The 18,597-nt window shown below is 69.5% G+C and carries 18 protein-coding genes; 9 read left to right on the top strand and 9 right to left on the bottom strand.

Annotation, left to right across the window (positions count from 1 at the left end; translation table 11 throughout):
• The first annotated feature begins 76 nt into the window (after positions 1-76).
• Entirely contained in the window at positions 77-931 is an 855-nt protein-coding gene (locus tag ACIBQ1_RS43305; protein ID WP_397286513.1) for a helix-turn-helix domain-containing protein, read from the top strand.
• Positions 932-1,216, top strand: coding sequence for a DUF397 domain-containing protein (locus ACIBQ1_RS43300; RefSeq protein WP_397286511.1), 285 nt, complete (start codon positions 932-934; stop codon positions 1,214-1,216).
• Between the two features lie 301 nt (positions 1,217-1,517).
• Here the strand turns inward: ACIBQ1_RS43300 and ACIBQ1_RS43295 are convergent, their stop codons facing one another.
• Positions 1,518-2,177: a TrkA family potassium uptake protein gene (locus tag ACIBQ1_RS43295; RefSeq protein ID WP_350722859.1), complete on the bottom strand. Its 660-nt coding sequence runs from the start codon at positions 2,175-2,177 to the stop codon at positions 1,518-1,520.
• Entirely contained in the window at positions 2,177-2,842 is a 666-nt protein-coding gene (locus tag ACIBQ1_RS43290) for a potassium channel family protein (protein WP_397286509.1), read from the bottom strand. Before ACIBQ1_RS43290 ends, ACIBQ1_RS43295 begins: the two co-directional genes overlap by 1 nt.
• 81 nt (positions 2,843-2,923) lie before the next feature.
• Between ACIBQ1_RS43290 and ACIBQ1_RS43285 the strand changes: the two genes are divergently transcribed.
• Positions 2,924-4,987: an APC family permease gene (locus ACIBQ1_RS43285; protein ID WP_397286507.1), complete on the top strand. Its 2,064-nt coding sequence runs from the start codon at positions 2,924-2,926 to the stop codon at positions 4,985-4,987.
• 9 nt (positions 4,988-4,996) lie between these two features.
• Positions 4,997-6,247 (top strand): class I SAM-dependent RNA methyltransferase, encoded by a 1,251-nt coding sequence (locus ACIBQ1_RS43280; RefSeq protein ID WP_397286505.1) that lies wholly within the window; start codon positions 4,997-4,999, stop codon positions 6,245-6,247.
• A gap of 144 nt (positions 6,248-6,391) precedes the next feature.
• Here ACIBQ1_RS43280 and ACIBQ1_RS43275 read toward each other — a convergent pair whose 3' ends face one another.
• Positions 6,392-6,598 (bottom strand): GntR family transcriptional regulator, encoded by a 207-nt coding sequence (locus ACIBQ1_RS43275; RefSeq protein ID WP_397286503.1) that lies wholly within the window; start codon positions 6,596-6,598, stop codon positions 6,392-6,394.
• Between the two features lie 53 nt (positions 6,599-6,651).
• Positions 6,652-6,942 carry a hypothetical protein gene (locus ACIBQ1_RS43270; RefSeq protein ID WP_397286501.1) on the bottom strand — a complete coding sequence of 97 codons (291 nt, stop codon included), beginning with the start codon at positions 6,940-6,942 and terminating at the stop codon, positions 6,652-6,654.
• Positions 6,943-6,996: 54 nt separating this feature from the next.
• Here ACIBQ1_RS43270 and ACIBQ1_RS43265 point away from each other — a divergent pair, with 54 nt between their 5' ends.
• The gene (locus tag ACIBQ1_RS43265) at positions 6,997-7,623 is read left to right on the top strand and encodes a hypothetical protein (protein WP_397286499.1); all 627 of its coding nucleotides are present in this window, start codon (positions 6,997-6,999) and stop codon (positions 7,621-7,623) included.
• Positions 7,624-7,704: 81 nt separating this feature from the next.
• On the opposite strand, the gene ACIBQ1_RS43260 is transcribed toward ACIBQ1_RS43265, so the two are convergent.
• Positions 7,705-8,442 (bottom strand): GntR family transcriptional regulator, encoded by a 738-nt coding sequence (locus ACIBQ1_RS43260; RefSeq protein ID WP_397286598.1) that lies wholly within the window; start codon positions 8,440-8,442, stop codon positions 7,705-7,707.
• A gap of 246 nt (positions 8,443-8,688) precedes the next feature.
• On the opposite strand from ACIBQ1_RS43260, the gene ACIBQ1_RS43255 reads away from it, so the two are divergent.
• The 4 genes from ACIBQ1_RS43255 (at position 8,689) to ACIBQ1_RS43240 (ending at position 12,687) form a co-directional block, all read left to right on the top strand.
• Positions 8,689-9,699, top strand: coding sequence for a radical SAM protein (locus ACIBQ1_RS43255; protein ID WP_397286497.1), 1,011 nt, complete (start codon positions 8,689-8,691; stop codon positions 9,697-9,699).
• A complete protein-coding gene (locus ACIBQ1_RS43250; protein WP_397286495.1) occupies positions 9,696-10,385 on the top strand; it encodes a dTMP kinase in 690 nt (229 codons plus the stop codon). Before ACIBQ1_RS43255 ends, ACIBQ1_RS43250 begins: the two co-directional genes overlap by 4 nt.
• Positions 10,386-10,474: 89 nt before the next feature.
• Positions 10,475-10,939 carry an NUDIX domain-containing protein gene (locus tag ACIBQ1_RS43245; RefSeq protein WP_397286493.1) on the top strand — a complete coding sequence of 155 codons (465 nt, stop codon included), beginning with the start codon at positions 10,475-10,477 and terminating at the stop codon, positions 10,937-10,939.
• An 878-nt stretch (positions 10,940-11,817) separates the two neighbouring features.
• Positions 11,818-12,687, top strand: a complete 870-nt coding sequence (locus ACIBQ1_RS43240) for a CAP domain-containing protein (protein ID WP_397286491.1) — start codon at positions 11,818-11,820, stop codon at positions 12,685-12,687.
• Here ACIBQ1_RS43240 and mug read toward each other — a convergent pair.
• Genes mug through ACIBQ1_RS43220 form a run of 4 tightly spaced genes read right to left on the bottom strand, consistent with a single transcriptional unit; the run spans position 12,657 to position 18,584 of the window.
• Positions 12,657-13,172 (bottom strand): G/U mismatch-specific DNA glycosylase, encoded by a 516-nt coding sequence (mug, locus tag ACIBQ1_RS43235; protein ID WP_397286489.1) that lies wholly within the window; start codon positions 13,170-13,172, stop codon positions 12,657-12,659. The two genes, ACIBQ1_RS43240 and mug, sit on opposite strands and share 31 nt — an antisense overlap.
• Before the next feature lie 10 nt (positions 13,173-13,182).
• On the bottom strand, positions 13,183-14,583 hold the full coding sequence (locus ACIBQ1_RS43230) for a sugar porter family MFS transporter (RefSeq protein WP_397286487.1): 1,401 nt from the start codon (positions 14,581-14,583) through the stop codon (positions 13,183-13,185).
• A 49-nt stretch (positions 14,584-14,632) separates the two neighbouring features.
• Positions 14,633-17,095 (bottom strand): polynucleotide kinase-phosphatase, encoded by a 2,463-nt coding sequence (locus ACIBQ1_RS43225; protein WP_397286485.1) that lies wholly within the window; start codon positions 17,093-17,095, stop codon positions 14,633-14,635.
• A complete protein-coding gene (locus ACIBQ1_RS43220) occupies positions 17,079-18,584 on the bottom strand; it encodes a 3' terminal RNA ribose 2'-O-methyltransferase Hen1 (RefSeq protein WP_397286482.1) in 1,506 nt (501 codons plus the stop codon). Before ACIBQ1_RS43220 ends, ACIBQ1_RS43225 begins: the two co-directional genes overlap by 17 nt.
• Between the last annotated feature and the right edge of the window lie 13 nt (positions 18,585-18,597).

Below are 18,597 nucleotides of genomic sequence, written 5' to 3'. Positions count from 1 at the left end.
CTCTCTGGTTACTCCTGGTGCAGATGTGGACGAGGTGCGTAACACTGGAAAGTCATGCAGTGAAGGGGGTTCGACTATGGCTGGCGGGCGCGGTCCTACTCTCCGCCGACGCAGACTCGCGGGAGAGCTTCGCATTCTGCGCGAGCGCTCCGGACTCACCGGGGAGCAGGCGGGAGAGCGGCTCGGCTGGTCCATCAGCAAGGTCAGCCGCATCGAGACGGCGCAGGTCGGGGTGCGAGCCGGCGACCTCGCGGCGCTCTGTGATCTCTACGGGGTGTCGGGCGTCAGACGTGAGTCGCTGCACGAGCTCGCGCGCACCGCCACGCGGCGCGGTTGGTGGGAGACGTACGACTCGATCTCGACCGACTACGCGAACTACATCAGCCTCGAATCCGAGGCCGCCAGCATCAGGTGCTTCTCGCAAACCCTGATCCACGGCCTGCTGCAAACAGAGGACTACGCGCGTGCGGTCATCCGGGCGGCGCTCATGCCGTTCACGCCCGCTTCCGAGATCGATCGCCGCGTGGAGATCCGCATGACCCGACAGAAGATCCTTTATCGCGATAAATCGCTCAATATTTGGATGATCCTGGATGAAGCGTCGCTCAATCGCCTGATAGGCGGGTCCGACGTGATGAAGGCCCAGTGCGAGTCCTTGCTTCGGCTGTCGGAGCTGCCCAACGTCACGATCCAGATCCTTGCCTGTTCCGTCGGAGCCCATCCCGGGGCCAACACCCCGTTCTCGATCCTTTCGTTCCGTGAGGTGTACGACCCTGACGTGGTCTACATCGAGACCATGACGAGTAATCTGTGGATCGAGGACGACAGTGAGGTCCACTCCTATAGCCTCGCCTTTGACCAAGTGCGCGCGATGGCGCACAGCCCAGACGACTCGGCGGCGTTGATCTCGGTATTGGTTGGACGGCTGTAGATGGGAGAGGACCAGCAAGCGATGCACACGAGTCTGATCGACCCCGCCACCCTCACCTGGCGCAAGAGCCGGCGCAGTGACGGAGGCAATGGCTGCGTGGAGGTGGCGGTCGCCGACACCGCACCGACCGACAGCCCCCACAAGGCCAACCGAGGACGCCTGGTGCTCTTTCGCGACAGCGAGAGCCCGGCGGGGCCTGTTCTGGCTTTCACCCGCCCCGAGCTCGAAGCGTTCTTCGGAGGGATCAAGGACGGGGAGTTCGACGATCTGATCCAGCCGCTCTGACGATCTCTCGGATCGGGCTCGCGAACCCGTGGTCCTGGCGCTGCCACATAGGGACCTGACCAGGCGAAACCCGGGTGACGGGAGCCGTTGCCCCAGGTTGCGGGATGTGGCGATCGTCACCGGCCCGGGAAGCGGAACGGCCGGCCCTGCCCAGGAACGCGACCGGCGCTCGCCGGGACCCTGAGCAGGGCCGCCGTCATTCGTCGCCGACGTGGCGTTCCGTCACAGCATTGCGGGGGCGGAGGCCCTGGGAGGCGGGCCCGAGTGCTCACATCGCGCCAAGCACCTCCCAGGAGAGGACCTAGTGCTGGGAGAGGAGGTGGGCGAGCTCCTGCTCCACCTCCTGGTTCGCGACGAACAGCAGCTCGTCGCCCGCCTCCAGCGGATCGTCGGCCGTCGGCACCAGGACCCGGCCCTCCCTGAGGATCGCCACCAGCGCGGAGTCCACCGGCCACGGCACCGAGCCGGCCCGCTGGCCCACGACCGGGGCGTCCTCGGCCAGGGTGAGCTCCACGAGGTTGGCCTGGCCCTGGCGGAAGGTCATCAGGCGGACGAGGTCGCCGACGCTGACCGCCTCCTCCACCAGCGCGCTGAGCAGGCGCGGGGTCGAGACGGCCACGTCGACGCCCCAGGACTCGTTGAAGAGCCACTCGTTGTTGGGGTGGTTGATGCGGGCCACCACGCGCGGCACGCCGTACTCGGTCTTGGCCAGCAGCGACACCACCAGGTTGACCTTGTCGTCGCCGGAGGAGGCGACCACGACGTGGCAGTTGTTGAGCCCGGCCTCGTCGAGGGAGGCGATCTCGCAGGCGTCGGCGAGGAGCCATTCGGCGCGCGGCACGCTGTCGATCTTGATGGCTCGGGGGTCCACGTCGATGAGCAGGACCTCGTGGCCGTTCTCCAGGAGCTCGGCCGCGATGGAGCGGCCCACGGCGCCCGCTCCGGCGATGGCGACGCGCATCACTCGTCCTCTTCCGGTGCCGCGGCGAGCACCTTGTTGATCCGGTCCATGTCGTTCTCCGCGGCGATGACGTGGAGCACGTCGCCTTCCTGCACCACGGTGTCGTCCGTGATGGTCAGGGCCTCGCCCATGCGGTTGATGAAGGCCACGCGCGTCTTGACGCGGTGCTCCAGGCCGACGACGCGGATGCCGATCCACTCGGGGTTGGCGGTGACCTCGGCCAGGATGACCGTGCCCGTGGGGTCGCGCCAGAGCGGCTCGGCGCCCTCGGGGAGGATGCGGCGTAGGATCTGGTCGGCCGTCCACCGTACGGTCGCCACCGTGGGGATGCCGAGCCGCTGGTAGACCTCGGCACGGCGGGGGTCGTAGATGCGGGCCACCACGTTGTCCACGCCGAACGTCTCGCGGGCCACCCGGGCGGAGATGATGTTGGAGTTGTCGCCGCTGGAGACCGCGACGTACGCGGCGGCGGACTCGATGCCGGCCTCGGTGAGCACGTCGCGATCGAAGCCCACGCCCGTCACCCGCCGCCCTCGGAACCCGGCGCGAAGCCGCCTGAACGCCTGCGGATCGCGGTCGATGATGGCGACGGAATGGCCGCTGTCCTCGAGGATATGAGCGAGAGTCGAACCGACCCGGCCACACCCCATGATCACTATATGCATTTCCCCCCGCACTTTCGCGGTCGGCCCATTGCTGGACACCAGTATGGCCCGAAGGGGGAGCGCCTCGTTTAAGCCCTCGGCATGCGGCTAGCATCTCGTTACGTGGCGAAGGTATCGGATCTTGTCAAACGCTTGCTCGTGGGGCGCGCCCTGCGTAGCGGGCAGCTTCACGAGCAACTCCTCCCAAAACGGATAGCACTGCCGGTTTTCGCGAGCGACGCGCTCTCTTCCGTGGCGTACGCGCCCCAAGAGATTCTGGTCATCCTATCGTTGGCCGGCGTCTCCTTCTACGCCTACAGTCCCTGGGTCGCGATAGCCGTCGTGGTCGTGATGCTCACCGTCGTGGCGTCGTACCGGCAGAACGTGCACGCCTATCCGAGCGGCGGGGGCGACTACGAGGTCGCGACCACGAACCTCGGCAAGAACGCCGGGCTCACCGTCGCCAGCGCGCTCATGGTCGACTACGTGCTGACCGTGGCGGTGTCCGTCGCCAACGGCGTCGACTACGTCGGCGCCACGATCCCGTTCGTGGGCCAGCACAAGCCCGCCATCGCCATCGCCATCGTCATCCTGCTCACGGTGATCAACCTGCGCGGCATCCGCGAGTCCGGCGCCGCCTTCGCCGTCCCCACGTACGCGTTCATGGTCGCCGTCCTGGCCCTGATCGCCTGGGGCGGGTTCCGGCTGCTGGTGCTGGGTGAGCCGCTCCAGGCGCCGAGCGCCCAGTTCACCATCGAGGCCGAGCAGACCAACCTGACCACGTTCGCCGCCGCGTTCCTGATCCTGCGCGCGTTCTCCTCCGGCTGCGCCGCCCTGACGGGCGTCGAGGCCATCAGCAACGGCGTGCCCGCGTTCAGAAAGCCCAAGAGCAAGAACGCCGCCACCACGCTGCTGATGATGGGCCTGGTCGCGATCACCATGTTCGGCGGCATCATCGCGCTCGGCCTCGCGTCCGGCGTGAAGATCGCCGAGCCGTCCGTGGTCGCCACCGACCTGCACCTGCCCAACGGGCAGCCCGTCGGCCCCGGCTACTACCAGCAGCCGATCATCTCCCAGGTGGCCGACGCGGTGTTCGGCGGCGGGTCGCTGCCGTTCGTGGTGATCTCGGCGGTGACCGCCCTGATCCTCTTCCTGGCCGCCAACACGGCCTTCAACGGCTTCCCGGTGCTCGGCTCCATCCTGGCGCAGGACCGCTACCTGCCCCGCCAACTGCACACCCGCGGCGACCGGCTGGCCTTCTCCAACGGCATCATCATCCTCGCGCTCGGCGCGTGCCTGCTGCTGTGGGGGTTCCAGGCCGACGTCAGCCGCCTGCTGAACCTCTACATCGTCGGCGTCTTCGTCTCCTTCACGCTCAGCCAGACCGGCATGGTCATCCACTGGACCCGCCACCTGAAGACCGAGACCGACCCCAAGGTGCGCCACCAGATGCACCGCTCCCGCGTGATCAACTTCTTCGGCGGGATCATGACGGGGCTCGTGCTGGTGGTCGTGCTGCTGACGAAGTTCCTGGTGGGGGCGTGGATCGTGTGCATCGCGATGCCGATCCTGTTCCTCATGATGAAGGGCATCAGGCGCCACTACGACAAGGTGGCCGCCGAGCTGGAGATCAGCGAGGACTACGAGCCGGCCATGCTGCCCGCGCGCAACCACGCGATCGTGCTCGTCTCCAAGCTGCACAAGCCGACCATGCGCGCGCTGGCCTACGCCCGCGCCACCAGGCCGTCCACGCTGGAGGCGGTCACGGTGGGCGTCGAGGGCGAGGACGCGCGCAGGCTGCAGGAGGAGTGGGAGCGGCGGGGCATCCCCGTGCCGCTCAAGATGCTGGACTCGCCGTACCGCGAGATCACGCAGCCCATCCTCGACTACGTCAAGACCCTGCGGCGGCGCTCGCCCCGTGACGTGGTGACCGTGTTCATCCCCGAGTACGTGGTCGGCCACTGGTGGGAGCACGCGCTGCACAACCAGAGCGCGCTCAGGCTGAAGGCGCGGCTGCTGTTCAAGCCGGGGGTCATGGTGACGAGCGTGCCCTGGCAACTGCACTCCTCCGACCGGCTCAAGGGCAGGCCGGAGCCGTTCGCGCCGGGCTCGGTGCGCCGTCCCTGGGACCAGTCCGTCAAGGATGAGGAGCAGGCTCGGGCATAGGGTGTCCCTGTGGAACAGGCATCTCTCGAGCTGACGGTAGGTCCGGTCGCGCATGGCGGCTGGTGTGTGGCGCGCCACGAAGGGCGCGTGGTGTTCGTACGGCATGCCTTGCCAGGCGAGCGGGTCATCGCCGACGTCACCGAGGAGACCGCCCGGTTCCTGCGGGCCGACGCCGTGGAGATCCTGGAGCCCTCGCCCGACCGCGTCGTCCCGCCATGCCCGTACGCGGGCCCCGGGCGGTGCGGCGGGTGCGACTGGCAGCACGCGACCCTTGAGGCGCAGCGGCGGCTCAAGGCGCAGGTCGTGGCCGAGCAGCTGAAGCGGCTCGCGGGCCTGTCGCGCGAGGTCGTGGTGGAGGAGGTGCCGGGCGCCAAGGACGGGCTCGGCTGGCGCACCCGCGTCCAGTTCGCCGCCCGGCCCAGTGGTGAGCTGGGCTTCCGCCGGCACCGTTCGCACGACATCGAGGTCGTGGACGCCTGCCTGATCGCCCATCCGGAGGTGGAGGCGGTCGGGGCGGAGCAGCGCTCCTGGCCGGGCGCGGCCGGCGTCGAGGTCATCGCGTCCTCGGCCGGAGACAGGGCCGTGGTCGTCTCGCCGAGGCCGCGCCGCAGCGTCACCGTTCCCGAGCTCGACGCGCCCGCCTCGGTCCTCCTCGACCAGGGCAAGGGCCACACGGTGCCGCGCCGCGGCTCGGGCGTGCTGCACGAGCAGGTCGGCGACCGGGGCTTCCGGGTGGCGGGCAGCGGCTTCTGGCAGGTGCACCCGGGCGCCGCGGAGACGCTGCTGGACGCGGTGCTGGCCTACGCGGCGCCGGAGCCGGGGGAGTGGGCGCTCGACCTCTACTGCGGGGTCGGGCTGTTCGCGGCCGGGCTGGCGGAGGCCGTGGGGCCCGAGGGGGCGGTGTTCGGGCTGGAGTCGGAGGCGGCCGCCGTCCGTGACGCCCGTGCCAACCTCCGGGATCTGCCGCAGGCCCGGGTGGAGCGCGGGCGGGTCGAGGAGGCGCTGGACCGCTTCCAGATCGAACGCACGGACCTCGTGGTGGTCGACCCGCCCCGTTCCGGGCTGGGGCGCGAGGTCGTGGAGCGGATCGCCTCCCTGGAGGCTCAGCGGATCGTGTACGTCTCCTGCGACCCGGCCACGCTGGCGCGGGACCTGGCCTGGCTGGCGGAGCTCGGTTACCCGCTCTCGGACCTGCGGGCCTTCGACGCCTTCCCGATGACCCACCACGTGGAGTGCGTGGCGCTGCTGGTCAGGGCGTGAATTGTGGCTCTGACCAGCAGTGGGACAACTGAATGAGTCTCAGGGTGTCTCCTGGATTCTCAAGATCATGACGCATGCGTAGCGCACGATCATGAAAGCGCCTCGCCGCCCAATAGGGGCGGCGGGGCGTCGTGCGTCCGGCGCTCAGTCGGGCGGCTCCGGGCCGATGAAGCTCCCGAGATTCGGCCGGGTATAGATCAAGCCGTCGTCCCTCAAGCCCTTGATCACTTTGCGCACGGTGACCTTGGCGATCACGAATTCATCCTTGATTCCGCTCTCGGTGATCTTGCGGCCGGGCGGCCACTCCCCAGACTCGATGCGCCTCCGGATGACCGGACAACCTGCCCCCACCTCGACCGTCGTCTGCGACCTTAGCTCTCGCTGCGGCAGTCGGACCCCTCCTGCTACCCCCGGGCGGGCTCCGCGCCGGCGCTGTCGCCGACAGGCCCGTTGTAGATCAACTTATTCGACTCGGCGGGCACGATCATGTCCGCAATCTCGATCGTCCTCTCGCTGGCGAAGTAGGCGCGCTCGACCACCAGCACGATCGACTGCTGTCCCACGCCGAGCGACTCCACGTGGCTGGCCGTCCGCGCCCAGACCTCTTCATCCCACGCGTCCACCAGCACGCCGATCACCGCCATGCGGTGCGTGACGCCGAGCCCGGCGTACGCGCCGCTCGCGTCGTACTCCATCACTTCATCCCACGCGTCTTACCCCGTCCACATCCCTACTCTCAGGAGCCACACATGCGTCTTCCCTTACGCGCCGTTGCCGCCCTCGCCGCGCTCGCTGGAGCGTTCCTCACCTCAGCGCCGGCCACCGCCAACGCCCAAACAACGGCATCCACCACCACCTACAGCGGGGAGGGCGACGACGTGGTCAGCATTCCCGTCGCCTCGACACCGAGCATCGTGAAGGCCACCCACCAGGGCGAGTCCAACTTCATCGTGTGGGCGCTCGCCACGAGCGGCAAGCAGGTGGACCTGGTCGCCAACGAGGTGGGCGACTACAAGGGGACGGTGGCGTTCAACGTCTCCGGAGCCCACAAGGTCCGCTCCTTCAGCGTCACCGCGGACGGCTCCTGGACGCTACAGGTCCTGCCAATCACGAAGGCCCGCTATTGGGCGATCAACGCCAAGGGAACAGGTCCAGACGTGCTGCGCCTCACCGCGCCGAGCAAGGGCCTGCGGCGACTGACGCTCCGGTACAGCGGCGACTCGAACTTCATCGTCTGGGCTCTCGACAACCGCGGCCGGACCCGAAATCTGCTCGTCAACAAGATCGGCGCATACAAGGGACGGGTCGCACTTCCAGCCGGCACCCGCTATGCCACGATCCAGGCGGACGGGGCATGGAGCATCGCCCGCCAATAGCCCCACACCCTCAAAGAACGGTCCCCGCTCCTCCGCTTGGAGGAGACGGGGGCCGTTCTGCGTCCAGGGCGGGGCCGCGGGTCACGAAGGGTCCGCGGGGTAGCGGTAGCGCAGATTCCACTGGTAGGTCGGCATGACGTAGGTGGTGACCTTGACGGCCTGGTCGCTCGCGGTCCACCCGATATGGAAGATCTCGTACACCCACTGATCTGGGATCATGCGAAGGAAGCGAGCTTCGTCAGGAGTGGGTGGCCGGATGCTGATGTTCTCCTCAAGCTCGACCTGCGCGTACCCGAGTTCGGCCAGGCGGCTGCTGATCCCGCCGACTCCTGAGTCGAGTTCGGCTATCGGTGTTCCATCGGCGATGGAGCGCGGGATGTAGCTGATGGCGATCTGGATGGGGACGTCTTCGGCCTTCATGCGTCGCGCGCGGATGATGACGCTGTCGGTGTCGTCGTCGACGCCCAGGACGTCGGCCACATCCGGTGGAGGATGGCCGGGGCCGACCGTGTTGGCGGAGTTCAACTCGTAGCCGAGTCGGGCGAGTTCGCTGGCCAGGGAGCCTCGAACGCCCCCGCGTTCCCGGTGGGCGCGGCTGTGCCGTACGGCGGCGTCCCGCAGCAGGGGCGGCAGCTTGTGCACGTAGGTCCCGACGCCCATGTGCACGTAGACCAGTCCTTCGCCTTTCAAGATTCGCAAGGCTTTGTTCACGGTGGCCCTGTTCACGTGGAGCTCTTCGGCAAGCTGATCTTCGTTGGGGAGCAAAGAGCCGCGGGGGTAGACGCCCTCATGGATGGCCTGGCGGATGGTGTCCGCCACATCGCGATAGCTGCTTCCTGGTGTGATCACAACCTCACCATAGCGGAAGTATGTACTACATACTCATTGACCGCGCCTGCCTGAGAGTCTATGAAGTACGTAGTACATAATACCCTGACCAGCATGAACGACTGACAGTCGGGCCTGCTGGAAGCCGACGGCTCGGAGGTACGAGCCGACACAGCCGCCCCAACTCGGGCGGACCCCAACCCCCTGTCGGAGGACGACGTGCCTACCGATCTACCCATGCCTCGATTCGCAGGCGGCAGCGCCGACTTCGCTCACCGCGGCGGCCAGTTGCGCGTCTCGCTCACCCCGCGCTGCCAGTTGGGCTGCTGGTTTTGCCACAACGAAGGCGAAATCCCACCCAGAATCACCCACCACGACCGCACCATTCAGCCCCGCCGCCGGTCACTGGACGCCAACGATTTCCTGTCCGCGATCAACACGATGACCGCCGCCGGGATCAGCCGCGTCTTCTTCACAGGCGGTGAACCGCTGCTGTCCCCGCTCGCCCGTCCGATCCTTCAGGGCCTGCCCCAGCACCAGATGAGCGACTACACCACCACGCTGATCAGCAACGGGCTCACCCTCACCAAGGACCTCGACTGGCTGGCGGCCACCGCACTGGACCGGATCAAGGTCTCGCTGCACTACTTCTCCGACGCCTCCATCGCCACGATCGCGGAGGGCAAACCCGGCGACATCGCCAAGATCAAGGCCGGGATCGAAGCCGCCATCGACGCCATCCCGATCGTCGAGCTGAACCTGCTGCTGCAAGAGCAGAACGCCCACGAGGTGATGGACATCATCGCCTACGCCCGTGAACTCGGAACGGGCCTGCAGATCATCGAGCTCGTCGACACCGACCACAACCAGCTGAGCGCCAAGGTCCCTTCCCGCGACATCACCGCGTACCTGCGCACCATCGCTGTCAGCGGGGAAGTCGTCACTTCCGGCACCGGGCAGGGCCGCAGGGTCTTCACCGTTGCCGGCCGGCGGGGCTCGATGACTATCGAGGTGATCGACGCCTCGCTCGGTCGGCACCACGTCGGCCAGTGCGCCACCTGCCCGCAGCAGGACCGCTGCATTGAGGGCTTCTGGGCGCTGCGCCTGGACTCGGCCGGCGAGCTCAGCCCGTGCCTGCTCCGCCCCGATCTCCGCCTGGACGTCACCCCGTACGCGCAAGACCCGGCCGGCCTGCTGGCGGCCGTTTCCACCCACCTGGACGCCTTCACCGAAGGGACGCTGAAATGACCATCGCCGCCCCCCGCCCCAGCATCGGCAACCAGCTGCCCGCCGCCTACCAGCCGGCCGAGACGCCACGATCGGGCGTCTTCGTGGTCCTGGAAGGGATCAGCGGCTCCGGCAAGTCCACCCTGGCCCGGCACCTCGCCGAGCGCTTGGACTGCCGCGCCTTCCACACGGTGCCCGCCCCGGTGTCGGACCTGCAGCCGTACATCAACGCCCACGCCCGCGCCTTCCCGCAGCTGGCGTTCTACTTGTCCGGGGCGCTGCACGCCGCCGACCTCGCCCGCCAGGCGCTGGAGACCGGGCACGCGGTCGCCGACCGCTACATCAACTCCGTCATCGCCAACCACTCCGCCGTGCACGGCCTGGACAACGCCACCGTCGCGGCGACCATCGCACCCTTCGTGGGCTACCTGGCCCAGCCGGACCTGACGGTCTACCTGCACACCGACCTGGACGAGCTGACCGCGCGGATGACCGCCAAGCCCGACCAGACGGCTTCCGACCGCGACCTGATCGCCGACCGCGCCCGGCTGCGACGGCTGCAGGAGCGCTACGACCAGATCGCCGACAGCGACCCCACCGCGTACCACCTGCACAACGACGGTCGCACCCCGGATCAGCTCGCCGTCCACCTCGCCGACATGGTCCACGCGATGGCCGGCGTCCAGAAGCCTCGCACCGACACCTAGAAAGTCGTCCTGGCAAACAGTCCCGTGCTCCCCGTGTGGCCGCGTAGCGTGACACCCACGACGCATCGCCCACTGCGGGGAGCACGGCCATGTCCACACCATCCGAACCGTTTCGGCCCCACGTCGGCGTCCACCTGATCCTCATCGAGGCAGGCAAGGTCCTGCTGTTGCTGCGAGCCAACACCGGCTTCGCCGATGGCTCCTGGTCGATACCCGGCGGCTGCCTCGACGCCGGCGAAACCCTGCCTGAGGGCGCAGCGCGTGAGGCCCGCGAAGAGCTCGGCATCGCCATCGACCCCGCAGATCTCGCATTCGCGGGCATGTGCCATCACGCCGATCCAGACGGCCAGGCCCGCATCGGCGTGTTCTTCGCAGCCAGCCGTTGGGCTGGGGAGCCGTTCAACGCCGAGCCCGGCAAATGCGACAAGATCGACTGGTTCGACCTTGGCGACCTGCCCGACGACGTTGTCACCTACATCCGTACTGGCATCGACGCGTACCGCCATGACCAGGCATTCAGCCTCGACGGCTGGCAGGCACAGCACGTAGCCTGACGCTCCGCGGTGTCTGTATCGGGGTACTTTCCGGAGGCGTAGACACGACGAAAGCCCCGCCCCGCCTCACGAAGAGGCAGAGCGGGGCTTCCCTCACTACGGAGCTGTCATTCAGCCTGCATCGACGTCGGAGGCTGCTGCCGTGGCTGGCGCCGATCGCGATGACGAGACGGGAACCCGGCCGACTGGCTGCGTGGGCGGATCCTCCTTCGCGGGTCGCTGACGCAGTACGGGAAGTGGAAGGAGTATCCGAAGAACGGTTCGTCGCGGCGTGAGGTGCCGGTGCCGAGGCATGTGCTCGATCTGCTGGCCCCGCTTTTTGAAGGTCGAAATGCAGCGGGGGTTCGTGGCCCGGCGGCGATTGCCGAAGACGGGGGAGCGGCCGACGTTGTCGACTTCTGGGGAGTGATTGTGAGGCGTTGACCTGGGGCGACGTGGATTCGATGTGCTCCCGATGACCCACCACGTGGAGTGCGTGGCGCTGCTGGTCAAGCAGTGATCCGTCGCCCCGGCCCGCCTCGCGGGTGAGCCGGGGCCCCTCCTCCGCCCGCGGCGCCGGATGCGCGCCGCGGGCTTTCTCGTCCGCGCGGCGAACCCGTCCGCCCTCTGGCACCGTCTGCCCGCTGGGCCCCTTCTGCCCTCTGAACCCCCAAGCGATCCCCTGCGTATCTCCAGGTGGCTTCCACGGGGGCCATGGGCGCGCAAAGCCCGGCGAAGCCGGGGTTTCGGGCCCGCAGCAAAGAGGGCACTGACGCCTCAGGTGGCACTCTGGTTTACCCGAGTTGCGAGATTTATGTCGCAATTTAGTGACAAGTCGGTCTCGTTCCCGACAGAATGCCTTGCCATCCAGCGTCTATGGCAACTGGAGGGAATCCCCTATGCGTAGACCCATTGGGGTACTTGCCGGGCTTCTTGGCCTGGCGACGCTTTGCGCGCCGATCAGTGCGGCCGAGGCCGCCGCGCAGAGCTCGGCTGTGGCGGCGGCCTCGTGTCGCGTGAAGGTGGCCAAGCCCAGCCTCACCAACGCATTGAAGATCAAGTCATTCGCCACCCGTCGCAACTGCGACGACCCCGCACTACTGCGTATCCGCATCAAGCGCGCCGTCCCCGGCCCCGACCCCGTGGTCAAGAGCGGGGCCTCCAAGAACGGCCGCGTCACCCTGACACTCACCTGCAAACCGGGTACCTACTACGCGGTCGCCACCGACTACCGCGGCGGCACCTCCAAGTCCCGGGCCGTCCGGCTGACCTGCGACCCCGCCAGTACGCCGACGCCCTCTCCCAGCCCCACCGGCACGTCGACCCCGACCCCGACCCCGACCCAAACCGCGCCGCCCCCGTCGTCCGGCGGGTCGGTCGGCACGGCCGAGGAGAACGAGGTCCTCAGGCTGACCAACGCCGAGCGGGCCAAGGGCGGCTGCCAGCCGCTCAAGCACGACCCGCAGCTCCGCGCCGCCGCGTTCGGCCACTCCGACGACATGGCGAAGCAGGGCTACTTCGACCACACCTCCAAGGACGGCCGCAGCTTCATGGACCGCATCCGGGGAGCCGGCTTCAGCGGAGGCAACGCCTTCGCCGAGAACATCGCCTTCGGCCAGCCCTCCGCGGCCTCCGTGGTCGAGGGCTGGATGAACAGCGCGGGCCACCGGGCCAACATCATGAACTGCCGGTACAACCTGATCGGCGTCGGCGTGGCCAAGAACTCCCAGGGCCGGATCTACTGGACCCAGGACTTCGCGGCCAAGTAGGAGCGCAGCCGTCCCATCTCGTCGGCGATGGTGGCCAGGGTCCAGTGGGCGTTCAACCCGCTCGGGTTGGGCAGCACCCAGACCCTGGCCCCACCGACGAGCTCCTCCTGGGGGCCGATGCGGGCCTTGGGCCGGGCGAAGGCCGTGCGGTACGCCGAGATCCCCAGCACCGCCAGGACCGTCGGCGCCGCGGCCGCCACCTTCGCGGCCAGGGCCAGGCCGCCCTCGGCCAGTTCCTCCTTGGTCAGCTCCGACGCCTTGGCGCTCGGGCGGGCGACGATGTTCGTGATGCCCAGGCCGTACGAGGGCAGCAGGTGCTGCTCGGCGGGGGCCAGCAGGCGCGGGGTGAAGCCGGACAGGTGCAGCGCGGGCCAGAAGCGGTTGCCGGGGCGGGCGAAGTGGTGTCCGGTGGCCTCGGACATGAGGCCGGGATTGATGCCGCAGAACAGCACGTCGAGCGAGGGGGCCAGGACGTCGTCGATCACGTGCCGGAGACTAGCCCATCTCCTCCAGCCTGCGGCCCTTGGTCTCCCGCACCCGCCTGGCGACGAACAGGAACGACAGCACCGCGAAGAACGCGTAGACGGCGTAGGTGGCCGGCAGGTTCCAGGCCGCCATCGCCGGGAACGTCACCGTGATCGCCCAGTTCGCCAGCCACTGGGCCCCGGCGGAGACACCCAGGGCGGCCGCGCGGATGCGGTTCGGGAACATCTCCCCCAGCAGCACCCAGACCACCACACCCCAGGACAGGGCGAAGAACAGCACGAACACGTTGGCCGCCACGAGCGCGATCAGCCCCTGCGGGTCAGGCAGCGTGACCGTCTGTCCCACCGTCCTGGCCGCGCTGAACGCCCACGCCGCCGTGGCCAGCGAGACCGCCATGCCCGCGGAGCCGATTAGGAGCAGCGGCCGGCGCCCGATCCTGTCCACCAGCGAGATCGCGATGAACGTGCCCACGATGTTGATGATCGAGCTGGAGAAGCTGATCAGCAGTGAGGCGCTCTGGTCGATGCCGACCGACTGCCACAGCACGGACGAGTAGTAGAAGATCACGTTGATGCCGACGAACTGCTGGAAGACCGACAGCCCGATCCCGATCCAGACGATCGGCAACAGCCCGAGCGCGGGCCCGCGCAGGTCCTTCAGGCCCGGCACGCGCTGGGTGCGCAGCACGTGCTGGATCTCCGCGATGTGGGCCTCGATGTCCACGTCCTCGGGCTCGATCTCGGACAGCACCTCGCGGGCCCTCCTGGTGCGCCCCGCCATGATGAGGTAGCGCGGCGACTCGGGGATGATCAGCGCGAACATCAGGTAGAGCACGGCAGGCACGACGCAGGCGCCCAGCATCCACTGCCACGCCTGCAGCCCCCAGAGAGGGTTGTTCACGTTGCCGCCGGCCGCCTCGGCGATCAGGTAGTTGACGAGCTGCGAGACCGCGATGCCGAGCACGATCGCCAGCTGCTGGAACGAGCCCAGCCGGCCCCGGTAGGCGGGCGGGGCCACCTCGGCGATGTACGCGGGCCCGATCACCGACGCCATGCCGATCGCGAAGCCCGCGATCACGCGCCAGAACGCGAGGTCCCAGATGGCGAACGGCAACATCTGCCCGACCGAGCTGACCGCGAACAGCAGCGCCGCCACCTGCATCGTCCGCGTACGCCCCAGCCGGTCGGCCAGCCCGCCGCCCGCCCACGCCCCCACGGCCGACCCGAGCAGCGCGATGGCCACCACGAACCCGATCTCGACCGGCCCCACCTGGAAGTACTTCCGGATGCCGACGACGGCGCCGTTGATGACGGCGCTGTCGTAGCCGAACAGGAACCCCCCGATGGCGGCGGCCGCCGCGATGAAGACGACGTGGCCGAGGTGCTCATGGTGCGCGCGCTTGGTTGCCATGCAGGTCCTTCCCCGTGGTGGGGGACATACCCGCAGGTCATGGCGTTAGTCAGAGCCGCGGGTCCACGGGCTCCGACTCCAGGGCGAGCACCGCGAAGACCGGCTCGTGCACGCGCCAGGCCGCCTCGCCCTCCGCCAGCCGCGACAGCGCCTCCAGCCCCAGCGCGTACTCGCGCAGCGCCATCGAGCGCTTCTTGCCCAGGAAGCGCCGGCGCAGCACGTCGAGCGACTCGGTGTAGTCGGGGCCGTAGATGATGCGCAGGTATTCGCGCCCGCGCACCTTCACCCCCGGCTGCACCCGCCCGGGCGCGTACGCGGCGGGCTTGACCACCATGCCCTCGCCGCCCGCCGCCGTCAGGGACTCCCACCACTCGGTCGCCGAAGCCCTCGACCCGGGCGAGTCGAGCGTGACGAAGACGTGCCGGGTGCGGGTGACCAGCGGCGAGTCGAGCAGCGCCAGCGTGGACAGGTGCCAGGCGTGCGGCTCCAGCGCCGTGGCCCGCCCCTCGCAGGCCAGGATCTGGAACGGCGCCAGCCGGATGCCCTCCAGACCGTCGACCGGCCAGCAGTAACGGGCATAGGCGTCGCGGAACAGGGCAGCGTTGTCCGAGCGGCGCCGGGTGCGGGTCAGCAGTCCGCCCACATCCAGTCCCCGCCCGGCCGCCGCCTCCAGGGCCGCGACCGCCTCTGGCAGCGCGGCGCGGGCGGCCGCGCCGACGGAGGCGTACTGCGACCTGATCAGCTCGCCCGCCTTCGCCGACCAGGGCAGCAGCTCGCAGTCGAGCACCACCCAGTCGGAGCCCAGCTCCGCCCAGAGCGGCTCGCACGCCTCGCGCAGCCGCGTCACCAGCGGCGCCGTGTCGTCGAAGAACGGCCGCCCGGTGCGCGTGTAGACGGCGCCCGTGCCGCCGTCCGTCACGCCGAACCTCTCCGCCGCCACCTCGGGCGTCCTGGCCAGCACGGCCACGGCCCGCGAGCCCATGTGCTTCTCCTCGCACACGACCTCGCGCACCCCGGCGGCGGCGAACTCCTCGAACGCCTCGTGCGGGTGCTCAAGGTAGCCGTCGAGACCGGACGTCTCCGGCGGCGCCATGGTGGGCGGCAGGTAGACCAGCCAGCGCGGGTCCACCGCGAACCGGCTCATGACCTCCAGGGCCGCGGCCGCGTTCTCCTCCAGGACCTTGACCCTGGTGCCGAACCTGGTCTCGACGTGCCGGGTGCCGGTCACGTCGTTGATGTCCAGCATGCCGGGGTCGCGGGCCGAGCCCGCGCCGAGGGGCTTGCTCGGCTCGTACCAGACCTTCTCCGCCGGGACCTGGACGATCTGCCGCTCCGGGTAGCGCAGCGCGGTCAGGTGGCCGCCGAAGACGCAGCCGGTGTCGAGGCAGATCGTGTTGTTCACCCACTCGGGGCGGACCGTGGGGGTGTGGCCGTAGACGACCATCGCCCGGCCCCGGTATTCGTCGGCCCACGGGTAGCGGACGGGCAGGCCGTACTCGTCGGTCTCGCCGGTCGTGTCGCCGTACAGGGCGAACGCGCGCACCCGGCCCGAGGCGCGGCCGTGGTAGGCCTCCTTCAGGCCCGCGTGCGCGACCACGAGCCGGCCGCCGTCGAGCCGGTAGTGGCTGAGCAGGCCGTCCATGAACGTCCTGGCCCGCTCCACGAACTCCGGCTCCTGCTCCGCGAGCTGGTCGAGCGACTCCCGCAGGCCGTGCGCGACCGTGACCTTGCGGCCGTTGAGCGCGCGCACCAGCTTCTGCTCGTGGTTGCCGGCCACGCAGACGGCGGTGCCGGCCTCGACCATGTCCATCACCAGGCGCAGCACGCCGGGGGTGTCGGGCCCGCGGTCGACCAGGTCGCCGACGAACACCGCCGTGCGCCCCTCCGGGTGCGTGAGCCCCTCCCAGCCGAGCCGGCGCAGCAGCGCCTCCAGCTCCGAGCGGCAGCCGTGGACGTCGCCGATGATGTCGAAGGGCCCGGTCAGCTCGGTCTTGTCGGACCAGGCCTTCTCGTACGTGACCACCGCGCCGTCGATCTCGTCGAGGCCGCGCAGCACGTGGACCCGCCTGAACCCGTCGTTGGAGATCCTGCTCAGCGAGCGCCGCAGCTCCTTGCGCTGGCGGATCACCACGCCGGGGCCGAAGTCGCGGTCGGGCCGGGCGGCGTTGCGCTCGATGGCCACCTCCTCGGGCGCGTCGAGCACGATCGCGTCGCACAGCACGTCGTACTTCCTGGCCAGGTCGATGAGGTTCTTGCGGGCCCCGTACTGGACGTTGGTGGCGTCGACCACGGTGAGCAGGCCCCTGGCCAGCCGCACGCCGACGATGTGGTGCAGCAGGTCGAACGCCGCGGGCGTGGCCGACTGGTCGTTCTCGTCGTCGGAGACCAGGCCCCGGCAGAAGTCGGAGGAGATGACCTGCGTGGGCTTGAAGTGCTTCCCGGCGAACGTCGACTTGCCGCTGCCCGAGACGCCGACGAGCACCACCAGCGAGAGCTCAGGAACGCTGATCACGGGTGAACACTCCCATCTGGGTCGGCGGGCCCACCTCGGGGTCGTCGTCGCCGACAGGTTCGAAGGCGACCTGGTAGCCGTACTCGCCGGCGACCCTGGTGGCCCAGGCGGCGAACTCGGCGCGGGTCCACTCGAAGCGGTGGTCGGGGTGGCGCAGGCCGGTCAGGAACTCGTAGCGGACGTTGTGCTCGACGTTGGGGGTGGTGACGAGCACGTGGCCGGGCCTGGCGCGGCCGAACACGACGCGTTCGAGCGCGGTCAGGCGCGGCGGGTCGACGTGCTCGATCACCTCCATGAGCACCGCGGCGTCGTAGCCGGACAGCCGCCTGTCGGTGTAGGTGAGCGCGCCCTGGAACAGGGTGAGCCTGGCGCGCTTGCTGTCGGGCATGCGGTCCAGGCGCAGCTTGCGGGCGGCGATGGTGAGCGCCATCGACGAGACGTCCATGCCGCCGACCCTGGCGAACCTGGGCCGGGCCAGCAGCGCGCCGACCAGCTCGCCCTGGCCGCAGCCCAGGTCGATCACGCTGACCGCGCCGAGCTCCTCCAGCTTGGCCAGCACCGCCTCGCGCCGCCGGAGGTTCAGCGGCTTGGCCTTGGGGGCCTCCTCCGGGGAGGCCTTTTCGGCGGGGGCGTCGTTCTCCGCGGGGGCGTCGCCCTGGGCCGCGGCCTCGGCGGCGGCCGCCTCGTCGGCCGCGGTCTCCCCGGCGGGCGCGTCCTCCTCGACCGCGGGCTCCAGCTCCTCCTCGGTCTCGTCGCCCAGCTCGGCCAGGCGCGCGAGCGCCGTGCGGGCCAGCGCCCAGCGCCGCCCCAGGTAGCGCCGGGTGATCAGGCCGCGTTCGGGGTGCCCGTGCAGCCAGCCCTCGCCCGCTCTGACCAGCTTGTCGACCTCGTCGGGCGCGATCCAGTAGTGCTTGCCGTCGTCGAGCACCGGCAGCAGCACGTAGAGGTGGTTGAGCGCGTCGGCCAGGCGCACCGTGCCGCGCAGGGTGACCTGGACATAGCGCGAATCGCCCCACTCGGGGAAGCCCTGGTCGAGCGGCACCGCCCGCGCGTCCACCGCCCACCCGAGCGGCTCGAACAGCCGGGCGGCCAGCTCGGGGCCGCCCCGGCAGGGCAGCGCGGGCAGCCGCAGCTCCAGCGGCAGCGGCGTGCCCGGCAGCTCGGGCCTGGCCGTGCAGCGGCCCGCCCGCGCCGTGCGGAACACGTCGGCCAGCGCCACGGCCAGCAGCGAGGAGGCCGCGTAGGGGCGGTCGTTGACGTACTGCGAGAGGCTGAAGTCGGGCGAGTTCTTGCCGCGAGACCTGACCAGCGCGATCGGATCCACCTCGAGCAGGAGCGCCGCCGTGCAGCGCTCCTCGTCCGCCTCGGGGTAGAACACCGTCGCCGTGCCGAACGACTGGCCGAACTCCTGCACGCGCCCGGGGTGCTTGTGCAGGAGGAAGCCCAGGTCGGTGGCGGGCCTCGCGGTGGTCGTGATCGTCAGCAGCACGCCCCAAGTCTGC

The organism is Nonomuraea sp. NPDC050153 (assembly GCF_044460125.1).
Lineage (GTDB): Bacteria > Actinomycetota > Actinomycetes > Streptosporangiales > Streptosporangiaceae > Nonomuraea.
The sequence above is the reverse complement of the archived record's forward strand: the minus strand, read 5'-3'. Positions and strand labels throughout refer to the sequence as shown.

Bases quoted from the DNA above. Each gene is read 5' to 3' on its own strand.
- ACIBQ1_RS43250 (WP_397286495.1), top strand. From the start codon at position 9,696: ATGACCATCGCCGCCCCCCGCCCCAGCATCGGCAACCAGCTGCCCGCC.
- ACIBQ1_RS43240 (WP_397286491.1), top strand. From the start codon at position 11,818: ATGCGTAGACCCATTGGGGTACTTGCCGGGCTTCTTGGCCTGGCGACG.
- ACIBQ1_RS43295 (WP_350722859.1), bottom strand. From the start codon at position 2,177: ATGCGCGTCGCCATCGCCGGAGCGGGCGCCGTGGGCCGCTCCATCGCG.
- ACIBQ1_RS43305 (WP_397286513.1), top strand. From the start codon at position 77: ATGGCTGGCGGGCGCGGTCCTACTCTCCGCCGACGCAGACTCGCGGGA.
- ACIBQ1_RS43270 (WP_397286501.1), bottom strand. From the start codon at position 6,942: ATGGAGTACGACGCGAGCGGCGCGTACGCCGGGCTCGGCGTCACGCAC.
- ACIBQ1_RS43290 (WP_397286509.1), bottom strand. From the start codon at position 2,842: ATGCATATAGTGATCATGGGGTGTGGCCGGGTCGGTTCGACTCTCGCT.
- ACIBQ1_RS43300 (WP_397286511.1), top strand. From the start codon at position 932: ATGGGAGAGGACCAGCAAGCGATGCACACGAGTCTGATCGACCCCGCC.
- ACIBQ1_RS43230 (WP_397286487.1), bottom strand. From the start codon at position 14,583: ATGGCAACCAAGCGCGCGCACCATGAGCACCTCGGCCACGTCGTCTTC.
- ACIBQ1_RS43255 (WP_397286497.1), top strand. From the start codon at position 8,689: ATGCCTCGATTCGCAGGCGGCAGCGCCGACTTCGCTCACCGCGGCGGC.
- ACIBQ1_RS43245 (WP_397286493.1), top strand. From the start codon at position 10,475: ATGTCCACACCATCCGAACCGTTTCGGCCCCACGTCGGCGTCCACCTG.
- ACIBQ1_RS43285 (WP_397286507.1), top strand. From the start codon at position 2,924: ATGCGGCTAGCATCTCGTTACGTGGCGAAGGTATCGGATCTTGTCAAA.
- ACIBQ1_RS43265 (WP_397286499.1), top strand. From the start codon at position 6,997: ATGCGTCTTCCCTTACGCGCCGTTGCCGCCCTCGCCGCGCTCGCTGGA.